General features: G+C 67.1%; 11 protein-coding genes. 4 read left to right on the top strand and 7 right to left on the bottom strand.

Features of this window, described 5'->3' with window-relative positions; translation table 11 throughout:
- Positions 1-153: 153 nt before the first annotated feature.
- On the top strand, positions 154-2,313 hold the full coding sequence (locus NPA30_RS00310) for a DUF1217 domain-containing protein (protein ID WP_256800317.1): 2,160 nt from the start codon (positions 154-156) through the stop codon (positions 2,311-2,313).
- 31 nt (positions 2,314-2,344) lie between these two features.
- Here the strand turns inward: NPA30_RS00310 and NPA30_RS00305 are convergent, their stop codons facing one another.
- Positions 2,345-3,232 (bottom strand): DMT family transporter, encoded by an 888-nt coding sequence (locus tag NPA30_RS00305; protein ID WP_256800316.1) that lies wholly within the window; start codon positions 3,230-3,232, stop codon positions 2,345-2,347.
- Between the two features lie 272 nt (positions 3,233-3,504).
- Between NPA30_RS00305 and NPA30_RS00300 the strand changes: the two genes are divergently transcribed.
- On the top strand, positions 3,505-4,020 hold the full coding sequence (locus tag NPA30_RS00300; protein ID WP_256800315.1) for a hypothetical protein: 516 nt from the start codon (positions 3,505-3,507) through the stop codon (positions 4,018-4,020).
- 21 nt (positions 4,021-4,041) lie between these two features.
- Here the strand turns inward: NPA30_RS00300 and NPA30_RS00295 are convergent, their stop codons facing one another.
- The 6 genes from NPA30_RS00295 to NPA30_RS00270 all read right to left on the bottom strand — a co-directional run bounded on the left by NPA30_RS00295 (position 4,042) and on the right by NPA30_RS00270 (position 13,964).
- Positions 4,042-5,130: a Gfo/Idh/MocA family protein gene (locus NPA30_RS00295; RefSeq protein WP_256800314.1), complete on the bottom strand. Its 1,089-nt coding sequence runs from the start codon at positions 5,128-5,130 to the stop codon at positions 4,042-4,044.
- Positions 5,131-5,146: 16 nt separating this feature from the next.
- Positions 5,147-5,917: a ThuA domain-containing protein gene (locus tag NPA30_RS00290; protein ID WP_256800313.1), complete on the bottom strand. Its 771-nt coding sequence runs from the start codon at positions 5,915-5,917 to the stop codon at positions 5,147-5,149.
- A 24-nt stretch (positions 5,918-5,941) separates the two neighbouring features.
- Positions 5,942-8,665 carry a malto-oligosyltrehalose synthase gene (gene treY / locus NPA30_RS00285; protein WP_256800312.1) on the bottom strand — a complete coding sequence of 908 codons (2,724 nt, stop codon included), beginning with the start codon at positions 8,663-8,665 and terminating at the stop codon, positions 5,942-5,944.
- 178 nt (positions 8,666-8,843) lie between these two features.
- Positions 8,844-10,712 carry a 4-alpha-glucanotransferase gene (gene malQ, locus NPA30_RS00280; RefSeq protein ID WP_256800311.1) on the bottom strand — a complete coding sequence of 623 codons (1,869 nt, stop codon included), beginning with the start codon at positions 10,710-10,712 and terminating at the stop codon, positions 8,844-8,846.
- Positions 10,705-12,585, bottom strand: coding sequence for a malto-oligosyltrehalose trehalohydrolase (treZ, locus tag NPA30_RS00275; RefSeq protein ID WP_256800310.1), 1,881 nt, complete (start codon positions 12,583-12,585; stop codon positions 10,705-10,707). Before treZ ends, malQ begins: the two co-directional genes overlap by 8 nt.
- Positions 12,586-12,803: 218 nt before the next feature.
- Positions 12,804-13,964: a zinc-binding metallopeptidase family protein gene (locus tag NPA30_RS00270; protein WP_256800309.1), complete on the bottom strand. Its 1,161-nt coding sequence runs from the start codon at positions 13,962-13,964 to the stop codon at positions 12,804-12,806.
- Between the two features lie 204 nt (positions 13,965-14,168).
- On the opposite strand from NPA30_RS00270, the gene NPA30_RS00265 reads away from it, so the two are divergent.
- Together NPA30_RS00265 and NPA30_RS00260 are read left to right on the top strand one after the other, a co-directional pair.
- Positions 14,169-14,396, top strand: a complete 228-nt coding sequence (locus NPA30_RS00265; RefSeq protein WP_256800308.1) for a hypothetical protein — start codon at positions 14,169-14,171, stop codon at positions 14,394-14,396.
- An 87-nt stretch (positions 14,397-14,483) separates the two neighbouring features.
- Positions 14,484-14,693 carry a type II toxin-antitoxin system RelE/ParE family toxin gene (locus NPA30_RS00260; protein WP_306228611.1) on the top strand — a complete coding sequence of 70 codons (210 nt, stop codon included), beginning with the start codon at positions 14,484-14,486 and terminating at the stop codon, positions 14,691-14,693.
- Positions 14,694-14,765 lie beyond the last annotated feature (72 nt).

Below are 14,765 nucleotides of genomic sequence, written 5' to 3'. Positions count from 1 at the left end.
GTTGCGCCGGATCAGCAATTTCGCAAGTGCGAAGCCTTAACGCTGTTTGCCGCGCGCGGGCCACCGTCAAGGTTCCGTTAACCATGACGCCCTATGCTCGCCCCAAGCGACGTCTGCCGTCGCACCCGAGCGATCAGCGAACCTGGCGGCATCATGGTCTCGACTCTCCTCAGCTACCGGCTCTACAGCGCCAATCTGGAGCGCAGCCTCGCGACCGTGACGGGCAACGCGGCCAACAAACGGGCAGGCGACTACTACGCCGACAACATCGGCAAGGTGCAGAGCGTCGACGACTTCATCTCCGACTTCCGCCTCTACAGCTATGCGATGAAGGCCTACGGGCTCGACGAGCAGATCAACCAGCAGGGCTTCATGCGCAAGGTGCTGGAGAGCGACCTGTCCGATGCGAACAGCTTCGCCAACCGGCTGGTCGACAAGAAGTTCGTCGCCTTCGCCAAGGCCTTCAACTTCGGCAGCGACGGCAAGATCAACGTCGATGTCGCGGCGCAGACGGCACTTCAGGAAGACACTACGGTCGACGCCTATTCCGAGGCCCGCGTGCGCAACGCCGCCGCCGCCGAGACCGAGGGCACATACTTCAAGAGCCAGCTGTCGACGATCACCACCGTCGATCAGCTGGTGAACAATGACCGCCTGTTCGACTACGCCCTGAAGGCCTTCGGGATCGACCCGACCTACATGTCGAAGTCCTACGTGAAGGAGGCGCTCACCGCCGACCGGTCGGACAAGACCGCCTACATCTCGAGCACCGCCAACAGCAAGTTCTTCGACCTCGCGACCCAGCTCGGCTTCGGCCCGTCGGGCAGCGCCACCGCGCAGACCTCGAACGCCACTGTCCTCGACGACACCGTCTACCGCTACAACGAGACGACCGGGAACGGCACCGGAGCGGCCGCCGTCCAGTACAAGACGGATTATTTCGAGAACACCATCGGCAACGTCACGCAGGTCACCGACCTCACCGGCAACGAGAAGCTGCTCGACTACGTCGTTACGGCCTTCGGCTTCAATCCCGACGCCGTTTCCGCCGGGACGATCGTCAACGTCCTGAAGATGGGCGACACCTACATCGACGGTCTCAACGCCTCGGCGAGCGACACCGCGAAGTACAAGGCGATGTACGCGGCCTTCAACTTCAACACCGACGGCAGCGTCGGTGCGGGCGGTCCGATTTCGGCCGCCGGCATCGAGACGGTGAAGGACGGCTACCAGGCGCACTACCTCGACAGCGTGAAGCAGAACGACGACCTCGACACCTCGATCTTCCGCCTCGAGTCCCGCAAGGTAACGAGCGTCGACGACCTCCTGCGCGACAAGTCGATGTACGAGTACGTGCTGACCGCCTACGGCTTCGATCCCAAGACGATCTCCAGGACCGATGTCCGCAAGATCCTTCTCAGCGACGCCTCCGATCCCAAGAGCTATGCCAGCAAGCAGAAGGACAGCCGCTACACCGACCTCGCAGCCGCCTTCAACTTCGGTGCGGACGGCAAGATCCAGGGCCAGCGACTGGCTCAGTCGACCAGCGAGCAGCAGTCGCTCGCGACCGAATACGTCAAGGCGCTCGGCAGCAATGCGAGCCAGATCCAGAAGGACAACGCCAAAGAGGAGGTCCAGTACTACCTGGACACGATGCCGACCATCACCAGCCTCGACGAGTTCGTCGCCGACAAGAAGCTGACGAGCTTCGTCCTGAAGGCCCACGGCCTGGAGGACCAGACCGTCACGCCGGCGATGTGGAAGAAGATCCTGACCAGCGACCTCGCCGACAAGTCGAGCTACGTCTACTCGCAGGACAGTCGCTTCCAGGAAATCGCGATGAGCTTCAACTTCGAGACGGATGGCTCGATCGCGCTCGGCGATACCGCCCAGAACGCCGCCAAGGTGGTCCAGACGCAGGATCTCTATGCCCGCCTGACGCTCGAGACGAACGTCGGCGACCAGAGCGAGGGCGCGCGCCTCGCGCTCTACTTCCAGCGCGTCGCACCCAATCTCAACAGCGCCTACGACATCCTCGCCGACAAGGCCGCCTTCGAGGTCGTGCGCACCGCGCTCGGGCTGCCGGCCAGCATGTCCCAGGCCGATCTCGACGTGCAGGCGCGCGTTCTCCAGAAGAAGCTGGACATCGCCGACTTCCACGACCCGAAATCGCTCGACAAGTTCATCTCGCGCTTCGCCGCCATGTACGATGTGCAGAACGACAACTCGGCCTCGAGCAACCCGGCGCTGATCCTGCTCGGCGGGTCCTCCGCGTCCTCCGGCGACGGCACCAACATCCTCGCCTATCTCTGAGGCCGGCAGCGCCTTCGCGGCGCTGCCTGGCTCAGCCGCGGTTGCGCAGCAGCGGCGTCTTGCGCGACCAACCGACCCGCTTCTCCTCGCGCACGAAGGTGAAGAGGCCGGAGCAGCCGACCATCGCCATGCCGGCGACGCTGATCGCGTCGGGATATTCGCCGAAGAAGGCGGCCCCGAGCAGCGCCGCCCAGATGATCTGGCTGTACTGCGTGGGCGCGACCCGGGCGGCAGGTGCGGTGCGGGTGGCGAACACGATGCACAGGTGCCCGAGACCGGCGGCGAGTCCCCCCAGGAGAAGCACGGCGAAATCGCCTCGTCCCGGATGGACGTAGGTGGTCGCCATCAGGACGCCGTTGACCGCGACCGCGCTCACCAGCACCGCGCCGATCAGCGTGATCCGCCGCTCGCTCGGGCCGAGGACGCGGAGCACGATGACCGTGACCGCGCCGCAGACCGCGCAGCCGAAGGCGGCGAAATGGCCCGGCAGGATCTCGCGGAAGCCGGGACGCACCACGAGGAGCACGCCGCACAGGCCGAGCAGCACCGCCGACCAGCGCTTCCAGCCGATCGTCTCCTTCAGGACGAGCCGCGAGAAGATCGTGACCAGCACCGGCAGGAGGAAGATCAGGGCATAGGCCTCGGCCAGCGGCAGCGTCGTGAAGGCGATTACCGAGAGGATGCCGCCGGTGGTGCCGCTGACGGCGCGCACGAGCACGAGCCAGGGCCGCGTCGGCCTGAGGATGCTCGCCCAGTCGTCCTCCGGTCGCTTGGTCAGGAGCGTCGGCACGAGCGCGAAGAGCGAGACGAAGAAGCCGATCTCGAACACCGGCAGCGTGTCGCCGAGCGCCTTCACCGAGGCGTCGCCGCAGGAGAAGGACAGATAGGCCATGAAGGCGAGGAGGATGCCGACCTGCATCGTGACGGGCTCGGGGGGAGGCGGCGCAGCCGGCGAGCGGACGACGCGGGAAGATGATTCGCAGACGTCATCGCTGATGGGCCGATGCGAAGCACCCCGCAATCCATGCCTGCGAGCTCGCCGATCACTTTTCCACCGGCCCCGGCGGCACTCCGTGACTCGCCGTCGGTGCCATCGGCTCCTCGTCAGCCAGACCGGCCGCGGTCGCGGCGGCACTGACGTGGCGACGAAAAGAGACTAAGCTGAGGCGACGAACTGTCGGGAGGCGGGCCATGCAGCGCGTGATCGAGACGGTAAGCCTGCGGCACCTCGTCGTCGCGGGATGTGTCCTCCTGGCGGCGCTCTTCGCCATCGGCTGGACGATGCGGGTGCCGCCCGCCGAGACGCCCTATGTGAAGATCGTCGGCAGCGGCTTCATGTTCAACTACCGCGTCGCCGACGCCTATTACGGCTTCACCGCCGTCGTCATGAAACCGGTGCGGGCCTTCTCCACCCTCGAGGCCGACTTCGACGATCCTGCCGGGGGGCCGCCGCACCATGTCAGCCAGGTGCTGACGCCGAGAAGCAATCGCTATGGCGTCCGATCTCCGCCGTTGCACGGCATCGAAAAGGGCAAGCCCTATGCGGTGCACGTGCGGCTGAAGCAGTGGGGCGACGGCGCCATCCTCTACGAGGGCAGGTTCACCGTGGCCTCCGACATGGACGACCAGGTGATGCCGAAGGCGCCGCTGACCATCGGCCCCGGCTATACCCGCAACCCCGCGCTGGAGCCGACCTCGGGCGGCTGAGCCTGCCGGCGCAGTCGACGGTCAGACCGTCGGCGGCTCCTTCGGCGGCGTCACCGCGTCGACGTCGAGCATCCGGCGCTCGACGTCGGACACGAAGGCGAGGTCCATCAGCTTCTGCACCTGGGCCGCATGGCGGAAGTCGGGTGCGCCGTTCTCGCCGGTGAGGAGCGCGAGCACGAAACGCTCGGCGTTCTTCGGCGTCGGCGGGCACTCGAGCGATCGCCAGGTCTGCGTCTCGATGTCCGGCCCGAGGCAGACCTGCATCGTCGAGTCCTGCTGGTTGGCCCAGATCTTCAGGGCCCCGGTCTCGCCATAGATCACCATGTCGAGGTCGTTGGCCTTGCCGGTCGCAAAGCGCGACATGTGGATCACGCCGAGCGCGCCGTTCTCGTACTCCACCGTCATCGCACAGGAGTCGTTGGCGTCGAGCCTGTAGGCGCCGATGGCGTTGCCCTCGGCCTTGTCGAAGGTCTTCAGGCGCGCCTGCATGCCCTTGATCGCGAGCCCGGTGCCGAAGGAGGCGAAGTCGAGGATGTGGATGCCGATGTCGCCGAGGACGCCCTTCGAGCCGTGCTCGGAGGACAGGCGCCAGAGCCAGCGCTCATCGGTGCGCCAGTCGCCCCAGTGCTTGCCGGTGAGCCAGCTCTGCATGTAGCCGGCATCGACATGGCGCACCGCCCCGATCTGCCCCTCCGCGATCATCCTGCGCGCCATCTGGATGGCATGGGCATTGCGGTAGGTGAGGTTGACCATGTTGACCACGCCCGCCCGCTCTGCGGCCTCGGTCATCTCCATGGCGTCCTGGTAGTTCAGCGCCAGCGGCTTTTCGCAGAAGACGTGCTTGCCGGCCGCGATCGCCTTCAGCGTCGTTGGCTTGTGCACCGGGTCGGGCGTCGCATTGACCACGGCGTCGAACTCGCCCCAGGCGAGCGCCGCATCGAGGTCGTCGAACACCGTCTCGATCTTGTGCAACTCGGCAAAGGCGCTGACGCGCTCGCGATTGATGTCGCAGGCGGCGACGACGCTGCAGCCGGGAATGGCGCTGAAATGCTCGGCATGGCGATGGGCAATCCCGCCGGTGCCGAGGATCATGATCCGCTTGTCGGTCATCGTGTCTGCGTGGTCCTCACGTTCGGCCCAAGTTGTTCGGCGCGCGGACGCCGATCCGCTCGCGCGCTTCGCCCACCGGCACGTTCGGCGCCTTGGCGACATCGGCCCACGGCTTCACCGGGTTGTACGCCCAACGCACCGCATTGCGCAGCACCGTCTGGATCGCCGGCTCGTGATAGATCGGGTAGGTCTCGTGCCCGGGGCGGAAGTAGAAGATCTTCCCGGCGCCGCGCTGGTAGGTGAGGCCGGATCGGAACACCTCGCCGCCCTCGAACCAGGAGATGAAGACCGTCTCCATCGGCTCCGGCACCAGGAACGGCTCGCCGTACATCTCCGCCCGCGGCAGCTCGATGCAAGGCCCGATCCCCTGTGCGATCGGATGCGAGCGGTTGATCGCCCAGAGCCGTTCCCGTTCGTCGGCCACACGCCATCGCAGCGAGCAGGGCGTGCCCATCAGCCGCTTGAAGATCTTCGAGTAATGGCCGGAGTGGAGGACGATCAGGCCCATCCCCTCGTGCACCCGCTGGGCCACGCGCTCGACCACCGCATCGTCGACCTCGTCATGCGCCTTGTGGCCCCACCAGAGGAGGACGTCGGTCTGGTCCAGCCGCGCCTGCGGCAGGCCGTGCTCGGGCTCCGGCAGCGTCGCGGTGGATACCTCGAACTCGGGATCCTCCCGCAATGCGCCGGCGATCGCGGCATGGATGCCGTCGGGATAGAGGCCGGTGACGGTCGCGTTCTCCCGTTCGTGCTTGAACTCGTTCCAGACGACCGTGCGGATCGACATGGCCTCCTCCTCCCCTCGCTTTCGTTACGACGCCCCGTCGCCGCCGATGCCGGAGGTCAGCAGTGCCACGGGCAGGACCGAGAGAACCTCCCGGACCAGAAGCCGACCCGAAGCCTGCATCGGCCGGCCCGTCAGCGCGTCGGTGAAGACGAGATCCCGCAGGGCGTCGGGCAGCACCACGGTCGTGTCCTGCCAGGCGTCCGGCGGCGGCAGGGGGTTCTCGGCGCCGCCCATCAAGGCGAGCACGAGGCGCGGCGCCAGCACGACCGCAGCACTCTCGGCGTCGAGGCGTGCGAAGGCGACGAGATGCTCGGCCATCGCACCTTCGACCTCGAGCGGCAGGTAGTCGCCGGCGGTGAACAGCGATGGGGCCGCCGCGCGCACCTTCAGCGCCGCGGCGGTCAGCTTCGCCTTGATGCGCCCGTCCCGCCAGTCGGCTAATGCGTCCGCCAGCGTCGCCCCGTCCTCGATCCCGCGGCCGCGGCCTTCGATGTCGACGTCGCGGCGGTTGTCGGGATCGACGAGGCTGTGGTCGTAGAACTCGGTGCCCTGGTAGATGTCCGGCACGCCCGGCACCGTGAACTTCAGCAGCGTCTGCGACAAGGTGTTGACGACGCCGGCGACGACGAAGGGCTGGATGTCCGCCCAGAAGGTGGCGAGGGCATCGCCGCTCCGCCCGGCGTCGAGCACCGCCTCGACGAAGTCGCGGATCGGCGCCTCGAAGGGCGCCGAAGGCGAGGTCCAGCTGGTGTAGCGCTTGGCTTCGCGCACCGCCTTCTCCATGAAGGCGTTGAGGCGCCCGGCCAGCTCGTGCCGCGTCGTCCGGTCGGAGGGGTCGAAGTCCGGCGGCAGGACCCCGACGAGCGATTGGTAGAACATCCATTCGCTGGCCGGGTCCGGGGACACCAGCCCCTCCTCGAGCTCCCGCCGGAACGGCGCGAGCATCCGGGCGAAGCGGCGGGCAATGTCCTCCCAGCGCTCCGGCGCCTCGCTCAGCGTGTAGAGACGGGCGCGAGCATCCTCGGCCCGCTTGGTGTCGTGGGTGGAGGTCGCGAGGAGGCCGAAGGGCTGATCCTCCAGCCGCACCGCCATTTCGCGGTGGAAGTCCTCGACCGTCCCGCCGTAGTGATCCGGCTCGCCGCCGACCTCGTTGAGCGCGATGAGCCGGTTGTAGCGATAGAACACGGTGTCCTCGACCGCCTTGGCCATCACCGCGCCCGTCGTCTGCTGAAAGCGCCGGGTGAAGTCGAGCGCGCCGGCAACGTCGAGGCCGTCCTCGAAGTCAAGCTTGAGGAGGCGGCCGATGAAGTCCACCGGCTCGTCGGCATCGATCCTCCGGCTCGCCTTGGCGCGCTCCACCACGCCGTCGATGACGGAATGGTCCTCGGACGGCACCCCCTCGACGCTGACATAGGTGCGGTAGACCGGAAGCTCGGTGGCGATCTCGACGATCGCGCGCGCCATCGTGTCGGGGCCGAGGTCGCGGGTGGACAATCCCCGGCTCGCAACCGCGATCGCCTCATTGGTGAGATAGAGGAGTTCGCCGGCAAGGTTGTGCGAGAAGATCTCCCGCTTCTGGCGGGCGATCATCGCCCGGAGGTTCTCCTCCTCGCCGATGAAGCCGGTGTAGGCGCGCGTCATCGCCCCTTCCCTGGAGGCGTCGACGTAAAGGCCGGCGAGCGCGGTGATGAACTCGTAGCCGGTCGTGCCCTCGATGTCCCAGCGCCGGCGGAGCCGCTCCGGCCCGGTCAGGATCTTCTCCACATGGATCGACAGGTTGCGCCGGACTCCATGGAAGGCCTGCTTGAGGTCGCCGAGATAGGCGCGCGGGTCGCCGAGCCCGTCGACGTGGTCGATGCGGATCCCGTCCAGGCGGCGCTCGCGCGCAAGGCGGATGACCGTGCGGTGTGAGTCCTGGAATACGCGCCGCCGCTCCTGGCGCACCCCAATGAGGTCGGTGATCTCGAAGAAGCGGCGATAGGTCAGCTTTTCGCGTGCCGTCCGCCACCAGGCGAGCCGCCAGTGCTGGGCCTCGTGCAGGAGGTGCAGTGCATTGTGATCGCGGTTGATCGCCTCGACACCCGCCTTCAGCGCGCTGCGGAAGCTCTCATCCTCCATGTGCTCGGCGAGGCGCTCTGTCAGCTCCTGCTGGTCCCACGGCGTCGCCACGGCGAGGCGGCGCAGCAGCCGGTCGCGCTCCTCGTGATCGAGGTAGCCGAAGACGTGGCCGAGCGTGCGCGGATCCAGCGGCAGCTGGTATCCGGCCGCATCGAAGCGCAACGTGCCGCGCGCCTCGTCGAGAATCACCGACAGGTCGCCGTCGCGCAGCGCGTCGCCGTACGGCTTGCCGAGGACGGGGACGAGGATCTTCTCGGCCATCCACGACATGTCGAAGACGTCGCGGTAGCGCGAGTCGGCGCCCCACGCGAGCACGTCCTCCCACCAGGCGTTCTCCGAGCTGACGCCCATGTGGTTCGGCACGAAGTCGAGGATCAGCCCGACGCCGTTCTCGATCAGCGCGTCGCTCATCTTCAGGAAGCCGGACTCGCCGCCGAGTTCGTCCTCGAAGCGGTTGTAGTCGACGACGTCGTAGCCGTGGGTCGAGCCCGGCGCCGCCGCGAAGATCGGCGACGCATAAAGGTGGCTCACCCCGAGGCGCTTCAGATAGGGCGCGAGATGGGTGGCACTGCCGAAATCGGTTCCGGAGCGGAACTGGAGCCGATAGGTCGCAACGAGCGGGTGGTTCATGATTTGAAGGGTGCACTCATGAGAGGCGCCGAGATGGCGCGTGGCGGGCTTGGTTCTGGCAAGACGAGACGAGACGGACGAGCGCGTGGCCTGAGCGGGCGGCCTGCCGATGCACCCGATCGGCTGCGATCGTGCTCCCTGCGCCCGGCCTTTCGACTTCGACCATGATCGACGTCCTTTAGGCGTTCCCGTCCGCGTTCGGTCGTTCCTGCCGCATCGCCGCGGCAAGGCTGCGGAACCGCTCGTGGGTGGGCAGCGCCTCGAGCGGCACGATCGAGCGGATGCGCCAGTTCGGATACTCGTCGGTGGTGCCCGGCAGGTTCGGCTGCCGTTCGGCGCCGATCATGTCGTCGAGCTGCACGGCGACCAGCCGGCTGCGGGTGCGGGCGATGAAGCGATGGATGGCATCGACCATCGACGTCGGAACCTCAGGCGGCATCGAGTCCTCGCCGCTGGCGATCCGGTCGAACGCCTCGGGCAGCAGCCCCGCCTCCTTCAGCGCCAGGACCAGGGCCCGCCGGTCGCGCCGACGCTCGTCCCAGGTGCGCTCCGTCGCCTCCGCATCCTGCCGTCCGGTGTCGGCGCGCAGTTGCATGTCGGTTCCCTTCCACCAGCCGCGCAGCGTCGGCAGGTCGTGGGTGGAGATGCAGGCGAGCGCGATCTCCGGATAGGCCTCCGGCATCAGGAAGCCCGTCTCGCCGTGCCGCTCGAAATAGAGCAGCCGGTAGGACAGGATCTTCGCCTCCCCCATCGTGTGGCGGAAGCCGGGCGGCACCGTTCCGAGGTCCTCGCCGATGACGATGCACTGGTTCGCCTGCGACGTTTCGGCGACGACGTCCACGGTCCGGCCGAGGGGGAAGCGGACATAGCCGCCGCCATGGGCGTCGACCCCGGTCGGGATCCACCAGAGCCGCGCCAGGCCCATGGCATGATCGATGCGCACCGCGCCGGCGTTGCGCATCAGCGCCTCCACCGCTTCGCGAAGCGGCGCGAAACCGTGTTCGGCGAGCCCCTTCGGCGAGAGCGGCGCGATGCCCCAGTCCTGGCCGGAGGAGTTGAACATGTCGGGCGGCGAGCCGATCCGCGCATCGCGGATGGTGAGCTCCGGCGCCGCCCAGGTGTCGGCGCCGTCGGGAGAGACACCGACGGCGAAGTCGAGATAGAGGCCGATCGACATGCCGGCAGCAACCGCGCGCGCCTGCGCCGCCGCCAGCTGCTCCTCGGCCTGGTACTGCAGCCAGCTGTGGAAGAGGATCGCCTCCTCGTTCTCGGCGGCGAAGGCACGGACGGCGTCGCCGCCGCGGTCCTTGAACTCGTCCGGCCAGGTGTGCCAGCCGCTGTAGTGGCCTTCGCGGGTCATCATGTCGGCCGACAGCGCCTCGAACAGCGCGAAGTCGCGCAGGCCCTCGTCGCCACCGGCACAGAACGCGACGAACCCCTCGTCCTGCCGGATCGCCTCGAAGCGCTGCCGGAAGATCGCTTGGAGCAGCGCGGTCTTCAGCGCGCCCATCTTCGGGTAGTCGACGAGTTCACCGTCCAGGTCCTCGAACCGCTCCGGCTCGCTCCGGCGCAGCGCCTCGATCGCCTCCGGGCCACCGTCGAGCTGGTCGATCGCGATGTAGAACGGGTTGAGAAAGCGCCGGCTCGAGGGTGCATAGGGGCTGAACCGGCCGGGATCGCTGAGGAACAGCGCGTGGAGCGGGTTCACGCCGACGAAGCTTGCGCCCTCCGGGCCGCCGATTTCGGCGAGCCGCGCGAGATCCTCGAAATCGCCGATCCCGAGGCTGCGCCCCGAGCGCAGGCTATAGAGCTGGCAGGCGATGCCCCAGGCACCCGCCTCGGGAAACTTGGGGAGATAACAGCTCTGCGACGGGGCATCCGCCGCCTCGTCGAAGCTGCCGGCCGGCCCCTGCTCCGGATCGACGCCGAGCACGCGCAGCAGCGCGGTCTTGGCGGTGTCGTCGATGATGTGCCGCTCGCCGAGTTCGGAGATGTAGGCGAGCTGGATGCCGTGGCTCTCGGCGAGCCGGTCGAGCGCGTCACTCATGGCTGCTCCCGATCTGAAGGGTCTTGGCGAAGCGAAAGACGACGGAGGGACCCGGCAGCACACCGGTCTTCAAGGCCTCGGCCGCGCCGGCCTCGTGCTCGAACAGGACGTCGCCGCCCATCGCCTCGTCGGGCGTGACATCGGCCGGCAGCTTCCACGGCTCGTCGTCGAGATTGGCGAAGAGATGCAGGACGTGGCCGCCGCCGAGGGTCCAGCTGACGGCGAAGGCGTCGGTGTCGTCGGAGACGTCGCACTTGCCGCAGTCGCCCGGCGCGTCCTTGAGAAGCGGCATGATCCGCTCGCGGCGCAGGCGCAGGAGTTGGGACACGAAGGCGAGGTGACGGCGATAGGTCGCGCGACCGTGCGTCGACCAGTCGATCTTGCACTGCAGGAAGGTGCTCTCGCTGTTCGGGTCCGGGATCAGCTTGCGGTTGTCCGGATTGCGGAAGGCGGCGAATTTCTTGAACTCCGACCGCCGGCCCTCGCGCACGATCTCGCCGAGTTCGCCGTGGAAGTCGGTGAAGAAGCAGAAGGGGTTGGTCTCGCCATACTCCTCGCCCATGAACATCAGCGGGATCTGGGGCGACAGGAACAGGATCGCCTGCAGCATCTCCACCATGCGTTTGGAGGCGAGATCGGTGAGGCGGTCGCCGAAGGCGCGGTTGCCGATCTGGTCGTGGTTCTGGATGAAGTTGACGAAAGCGACCGGCGGCAGGTGGCCGGACGGAAAACCGACGTCCTCGTCGCGGTGCCTGGAGTGCTGCCCCTGGAAGACGAAGCCGGTTGCGAGACTCCGGGCCATCTGCTTCACGGCGCTGCGGGCGTAATCCTGGTAGTAGCTCTCGCTCTCCTTGGTGGCGACGACATGAGCGGTGTGGTGGAAGTCGTCGTTCCACTCGCCGCTGACCAGAGCCGGCTCGCCATCCGGCTTGCGCTCGATGTGCCAGGTGATGTTGCGTGCGTCCTCGGAGGTCAGATGCACGTGCCGGTCCTTGATCGTCTCGCGCACCGCGGCGGCGAGCTCGCGGATCAATGGCTCGTCGGTCATGTCCTCGATCGAGTCGATGGCGTCGAGCCGCAGCCCGTCGATCCGGTATTCCTGCAGCCAGTAGAGCGCGTTCTGAATCATGAAGTCGCGCACCGCCTTCTGGTCGTAGGCAATGGCCGCGCCCCAGGCCGTGTGGATCTCCGGGTGGAAGAAGCCGGGCGCATAGGCGCCGATGTAATTCCCGTCCGGGCCGAAGTGATTGTAGACGACGTCGAGGAAGACCATCAGCCCGCGCTCGTGCGCCGCATCGACCAGACGCTTCAGTCCCTCGACGCCGCCATAGGCTTCGTGCGGACAGTACAGCAGCACACCATCATAGCCCCAGCCGCGCCGCCCCCCGAACTGCGCCACCGGCATCAGCTCGATGGCGGTGATGCCGGTCTCCTTCAGGTAGTCCAGCTTCTCGATGATCGCCTCGAAGGTGCCCTCCGGCGTGAAGGTGCCGGTGTGCAGCTCGTAGAACACGCTCTCGTGCCACGGACGGCCCTTCCAGCCGGCCGTTTTCCACGTGAAGGCCCTCGGGTCGACGAGCCGCGACAGGCCGTGCACGTCGTCGACCTGCGCCCGCGCCGCCGGGTCCGGTACTGTCAGGTCGCCGTTGACCCTGAAGCCGTAAGCATCGCCGTCGCGCACCTCGTTCGTCGCGACGCTCCACCAGCCGTCCTCGCTCTTGTCCATCGGAACGAAACGCCGCTCGGCGTTCGCCTGCTCGATGGCGAGCTCGACCGTCTGACACTCGGGGGCCCAGAGACGAAACAGGACGTCGTTCTCGCGAATGGTCGCGCCCCAGGAAGTCTCGTAGGCAAAGCCATTGGCTGCTGTCATTGCGTCCCGGCGCCGTCCGGCGCCCCTTCTGAGATTCGCGGGCAACCGGCGCCGCCCCACATTGTCCGCGGGCGACGTCGCGGTCGGGTATCGCATGTGCGCTTGCCCCACACATGCCCCGATGCCGCTCCGCCGCCATACTCGCGGGCCGTATCGTCACTAATCAGAGCGCGCGCTGCAGCTTTCCAGTGGGGCGCATCGTCTTTTCTGTCGGCGGATCAGTTGCCGCCGAACGGCCAGAGCGAGCGACGGCGCTCGCGCTGGATCGCTGCCGGGCCCCGTTGGCCGGTGACGAGCACCTCGGTGCCCGCGCCGAGGGCATGCCCCACCCGGCCATGGACGAGGTCGTGGATGAAGCCGAGCTTCTCGATCACTTTCGGGCCGAGCACGAAGGGATAGAGATCCTGCTGGCCCATCGCCCGGTTGAAGGAGTTCAGCGCCATCGCCAGCGGCAGCCAGGCATCGGTGATCTGCGTGATCGAGACCTGCGGATCGAACACGTCGAAGTCGAGCCGGGTGCGCAGGAGATCGTTTTCGGGAATGCGCGGGCTGACGGTGACGCCCCAGCTGTGGCCGGTGTTCATCGTCTCGACGATGTGCAGGTAATGCGCCCAGGTCTCGGCGAAGTCTTCCCAGGCGTGGGCGCCGGCATAGGAGGAGACGTACTCGTCCTGCCAGTTCGGCTTCGGCCCGTTGGCGTAGTGACGCTGCAAGGCCTCGCCGTAATCCTCTTCGTCGTTGCCGAACATGGCACGGCATTCGGCAAGCGCACCACCGTCGCGCACCAGCCGGTCCCAGTACCAGTGGCCGATCTCGTGGCGGAAATGGCCGAGCAGCGTGCGGTACGGTTCGCCCATCGCTGCACGGCGTTTCTCGCGTTCGGCATCATCGGCCTCGGCAAGGGCAATGGTGATCAACCCGTTGTCGTGGCCGGTCATCACAGCCTCGCCGCCCTCGTCCGAAAGGAACTCGAAGCCCAGGCCCTCGGGATGCTCGTCGCGCGTGACGAGCGGCAGCTTCAGGCGCAGGAGCGTGTAGAACAGACGGTGCTTGGCCGCCTCCATCTTCCCCCATAGCAGGACGTTGTTGGCGTCCGACAGGTTCGGGATGACGAGATTGTGGCGGCAGGCGAGGCAGAGCGCGTCCGTACCCTCGGCCGGCACCAGCCAGTTGCAGACACCGTGCGTGAAGTTCTCGCAGTAGCGCCAGCGGCGTTCGCTGGCGCCCTTGCCGGCCTCCGTCCAGATCCCGCCCTCCGGCTCGAGCGCGAGCATGGCGAGGTCCTGCGGCTCGAAGCCGAGCGCGTGGCCGCAGCGTTCGCAGACGACATTGGCGAAGAACGCGACCTGATCGCAGAACGGGCAGGAGAACAGCTTCATCGGGAAAGTCCGGGGTGTGCGCGGCATGCCGGTCGCATGCGCCGCAGGAATGCGCGCACTGGTCGCGGGTTCCTGCGGTTGCGAAGAAAGACGAAGCTTGCCGATCGTGTGTCGGCTGAAGACTGCTGCGCCCCGTTGGCGCGTCAGCCGCGTCCAGCCTCTTATCCGCTTCAAGCGCGCCGCAAAACATCGCATAATGCGGCCATGACCGAACTTCTTCGCCAAGCGATCGATCGCCTTCGCGTCCTGCCTGCGGAACGACAGGACGAGTATGCCCGTGTCCTGTTGCGTCTCGCCGGAGCCGACGATCAGGCCTACGAGCTAACGGCGGACGAGCTGGCCGATCTTGCGGAAGCGGACACAGAGGTTGCGCGCGGGGAGTTTGCGAGTGACAGGGAGGTCGCTGCAGTTTTCTCCAAATTCGCGACTTGAGACTTCGCTACACCCGCACGGCTCTCCGCCAGATCGAGCAGGCGCTGTCCTTCATTTCCAAGCGTTCTCCACAAGGGGCGGCGGGTCTTGCCAGGCGCATCGCCTCAGCGCTTGCTGTGGTGCTGGATCATCCGCTGGTCGCCCAGGCGACCAGTCGCCCTGGCGACCAGTCGCCCTGGCGTACGGCGTCTCGTACTTTCGCCCTACCCTTACGTCGTGTTCTACCGTGTTGCCGCGACGGAGATCGTCATCCTCCGCTTCCGACACACCGCACGGAAACCGCTTCCTGACGGTTGAGGAATGACGCGCGGTCTGCCCGCATGGGCTCCAGACGTCATGCGCCTCCGCTTCAGGAAGCGTGATCGTCCG

The organism is Mangrovibrevibacter kandeliae, from assembly GCF_024519155.1.
Lineage (GTDB): Bacteria > Pseudomonadota > Alphaproteobacteria > Rhizobiales > Rhizobiaceae > Mangrovibrevibacter > Mangrovibrevibacter kandeliae.
Note: the sequence above shows the minus strand (reverse complement) of the source record. Positions and strands in the feature narration are given on the sequence as shown.

Bases quoted from the DNA above. Each gene is read 5' to 3' on its own strand.
- NPA30_RS00310 (WP_256800317.1), top strand. From the start codon at position 154: ATGGTCTCGACTCTCCTCAGCTACCGGCTCTACAGCGCCAATCTGGAG.
- NPA30_RS00305 (WP_256800316.1), bottom strand. From the start codon at position 3,232: ATGCAGGTCGGCATCCTCCTCGCCTTCATGGCCTATCTGTCCTTCTCC.
- NPA30_RS00300 (WP_256800315.1), top strand. From the start codon at position 3,505: ATGCAGCGCGTGATCGAGACGGTAAGCCTGCGGCACCTCGTCGTCGCG.
- NPA30_RS00295 (WP_256800314.1), bottom strand. From the start codon at position 5,130: ATGACCGACAAGCGGATCATGATCCTCGGCACCGGCGGGATTGCCCAT.
- NPA30_RS00290 (WP_256800313.1), bottom strand. From the start codon at position 5,917: ATGTCGATCCGCACGGTCGTCTGGAACGAGTTCAAGCACGAACGGGAG.
- treY (WP_256800312.1), bottom strand. From the start codon at position 8,665: ATGAACCACCCGCTCGTTGCGACCTATCGGCTCCAGTTCCGCTCCGGA.
- malQ (WP_256800311.1), bottom strand. From the start codon at position 10,712: ATGAGTGACGCGCTCGACCGGCTCGCCGAGAGCCACGGCATCCAGCTC.
- treZ (WP_256800310.1), bottom strand. From the start codon at position 12,585: ATGACAGCAGCCAATGGCTTTGCCTACGAGACTTCCTGGGGCGCGACC.
- NPA30_RS00270 (WP_256800309.1), bottom strand. From the start codon at position 13,964: ATGAAGCTGTTCTCCTGCCCGTTCTGCGATCAGGTCGCGTTCTTCGCC.
- NPA30_RS00265 (WP_256800308.1), top strand. From the start codon at position 14,169: ATGACCGAACTTCTTCGCCAAGCGATCGATCGCCTTCGCGTCCTGCCT.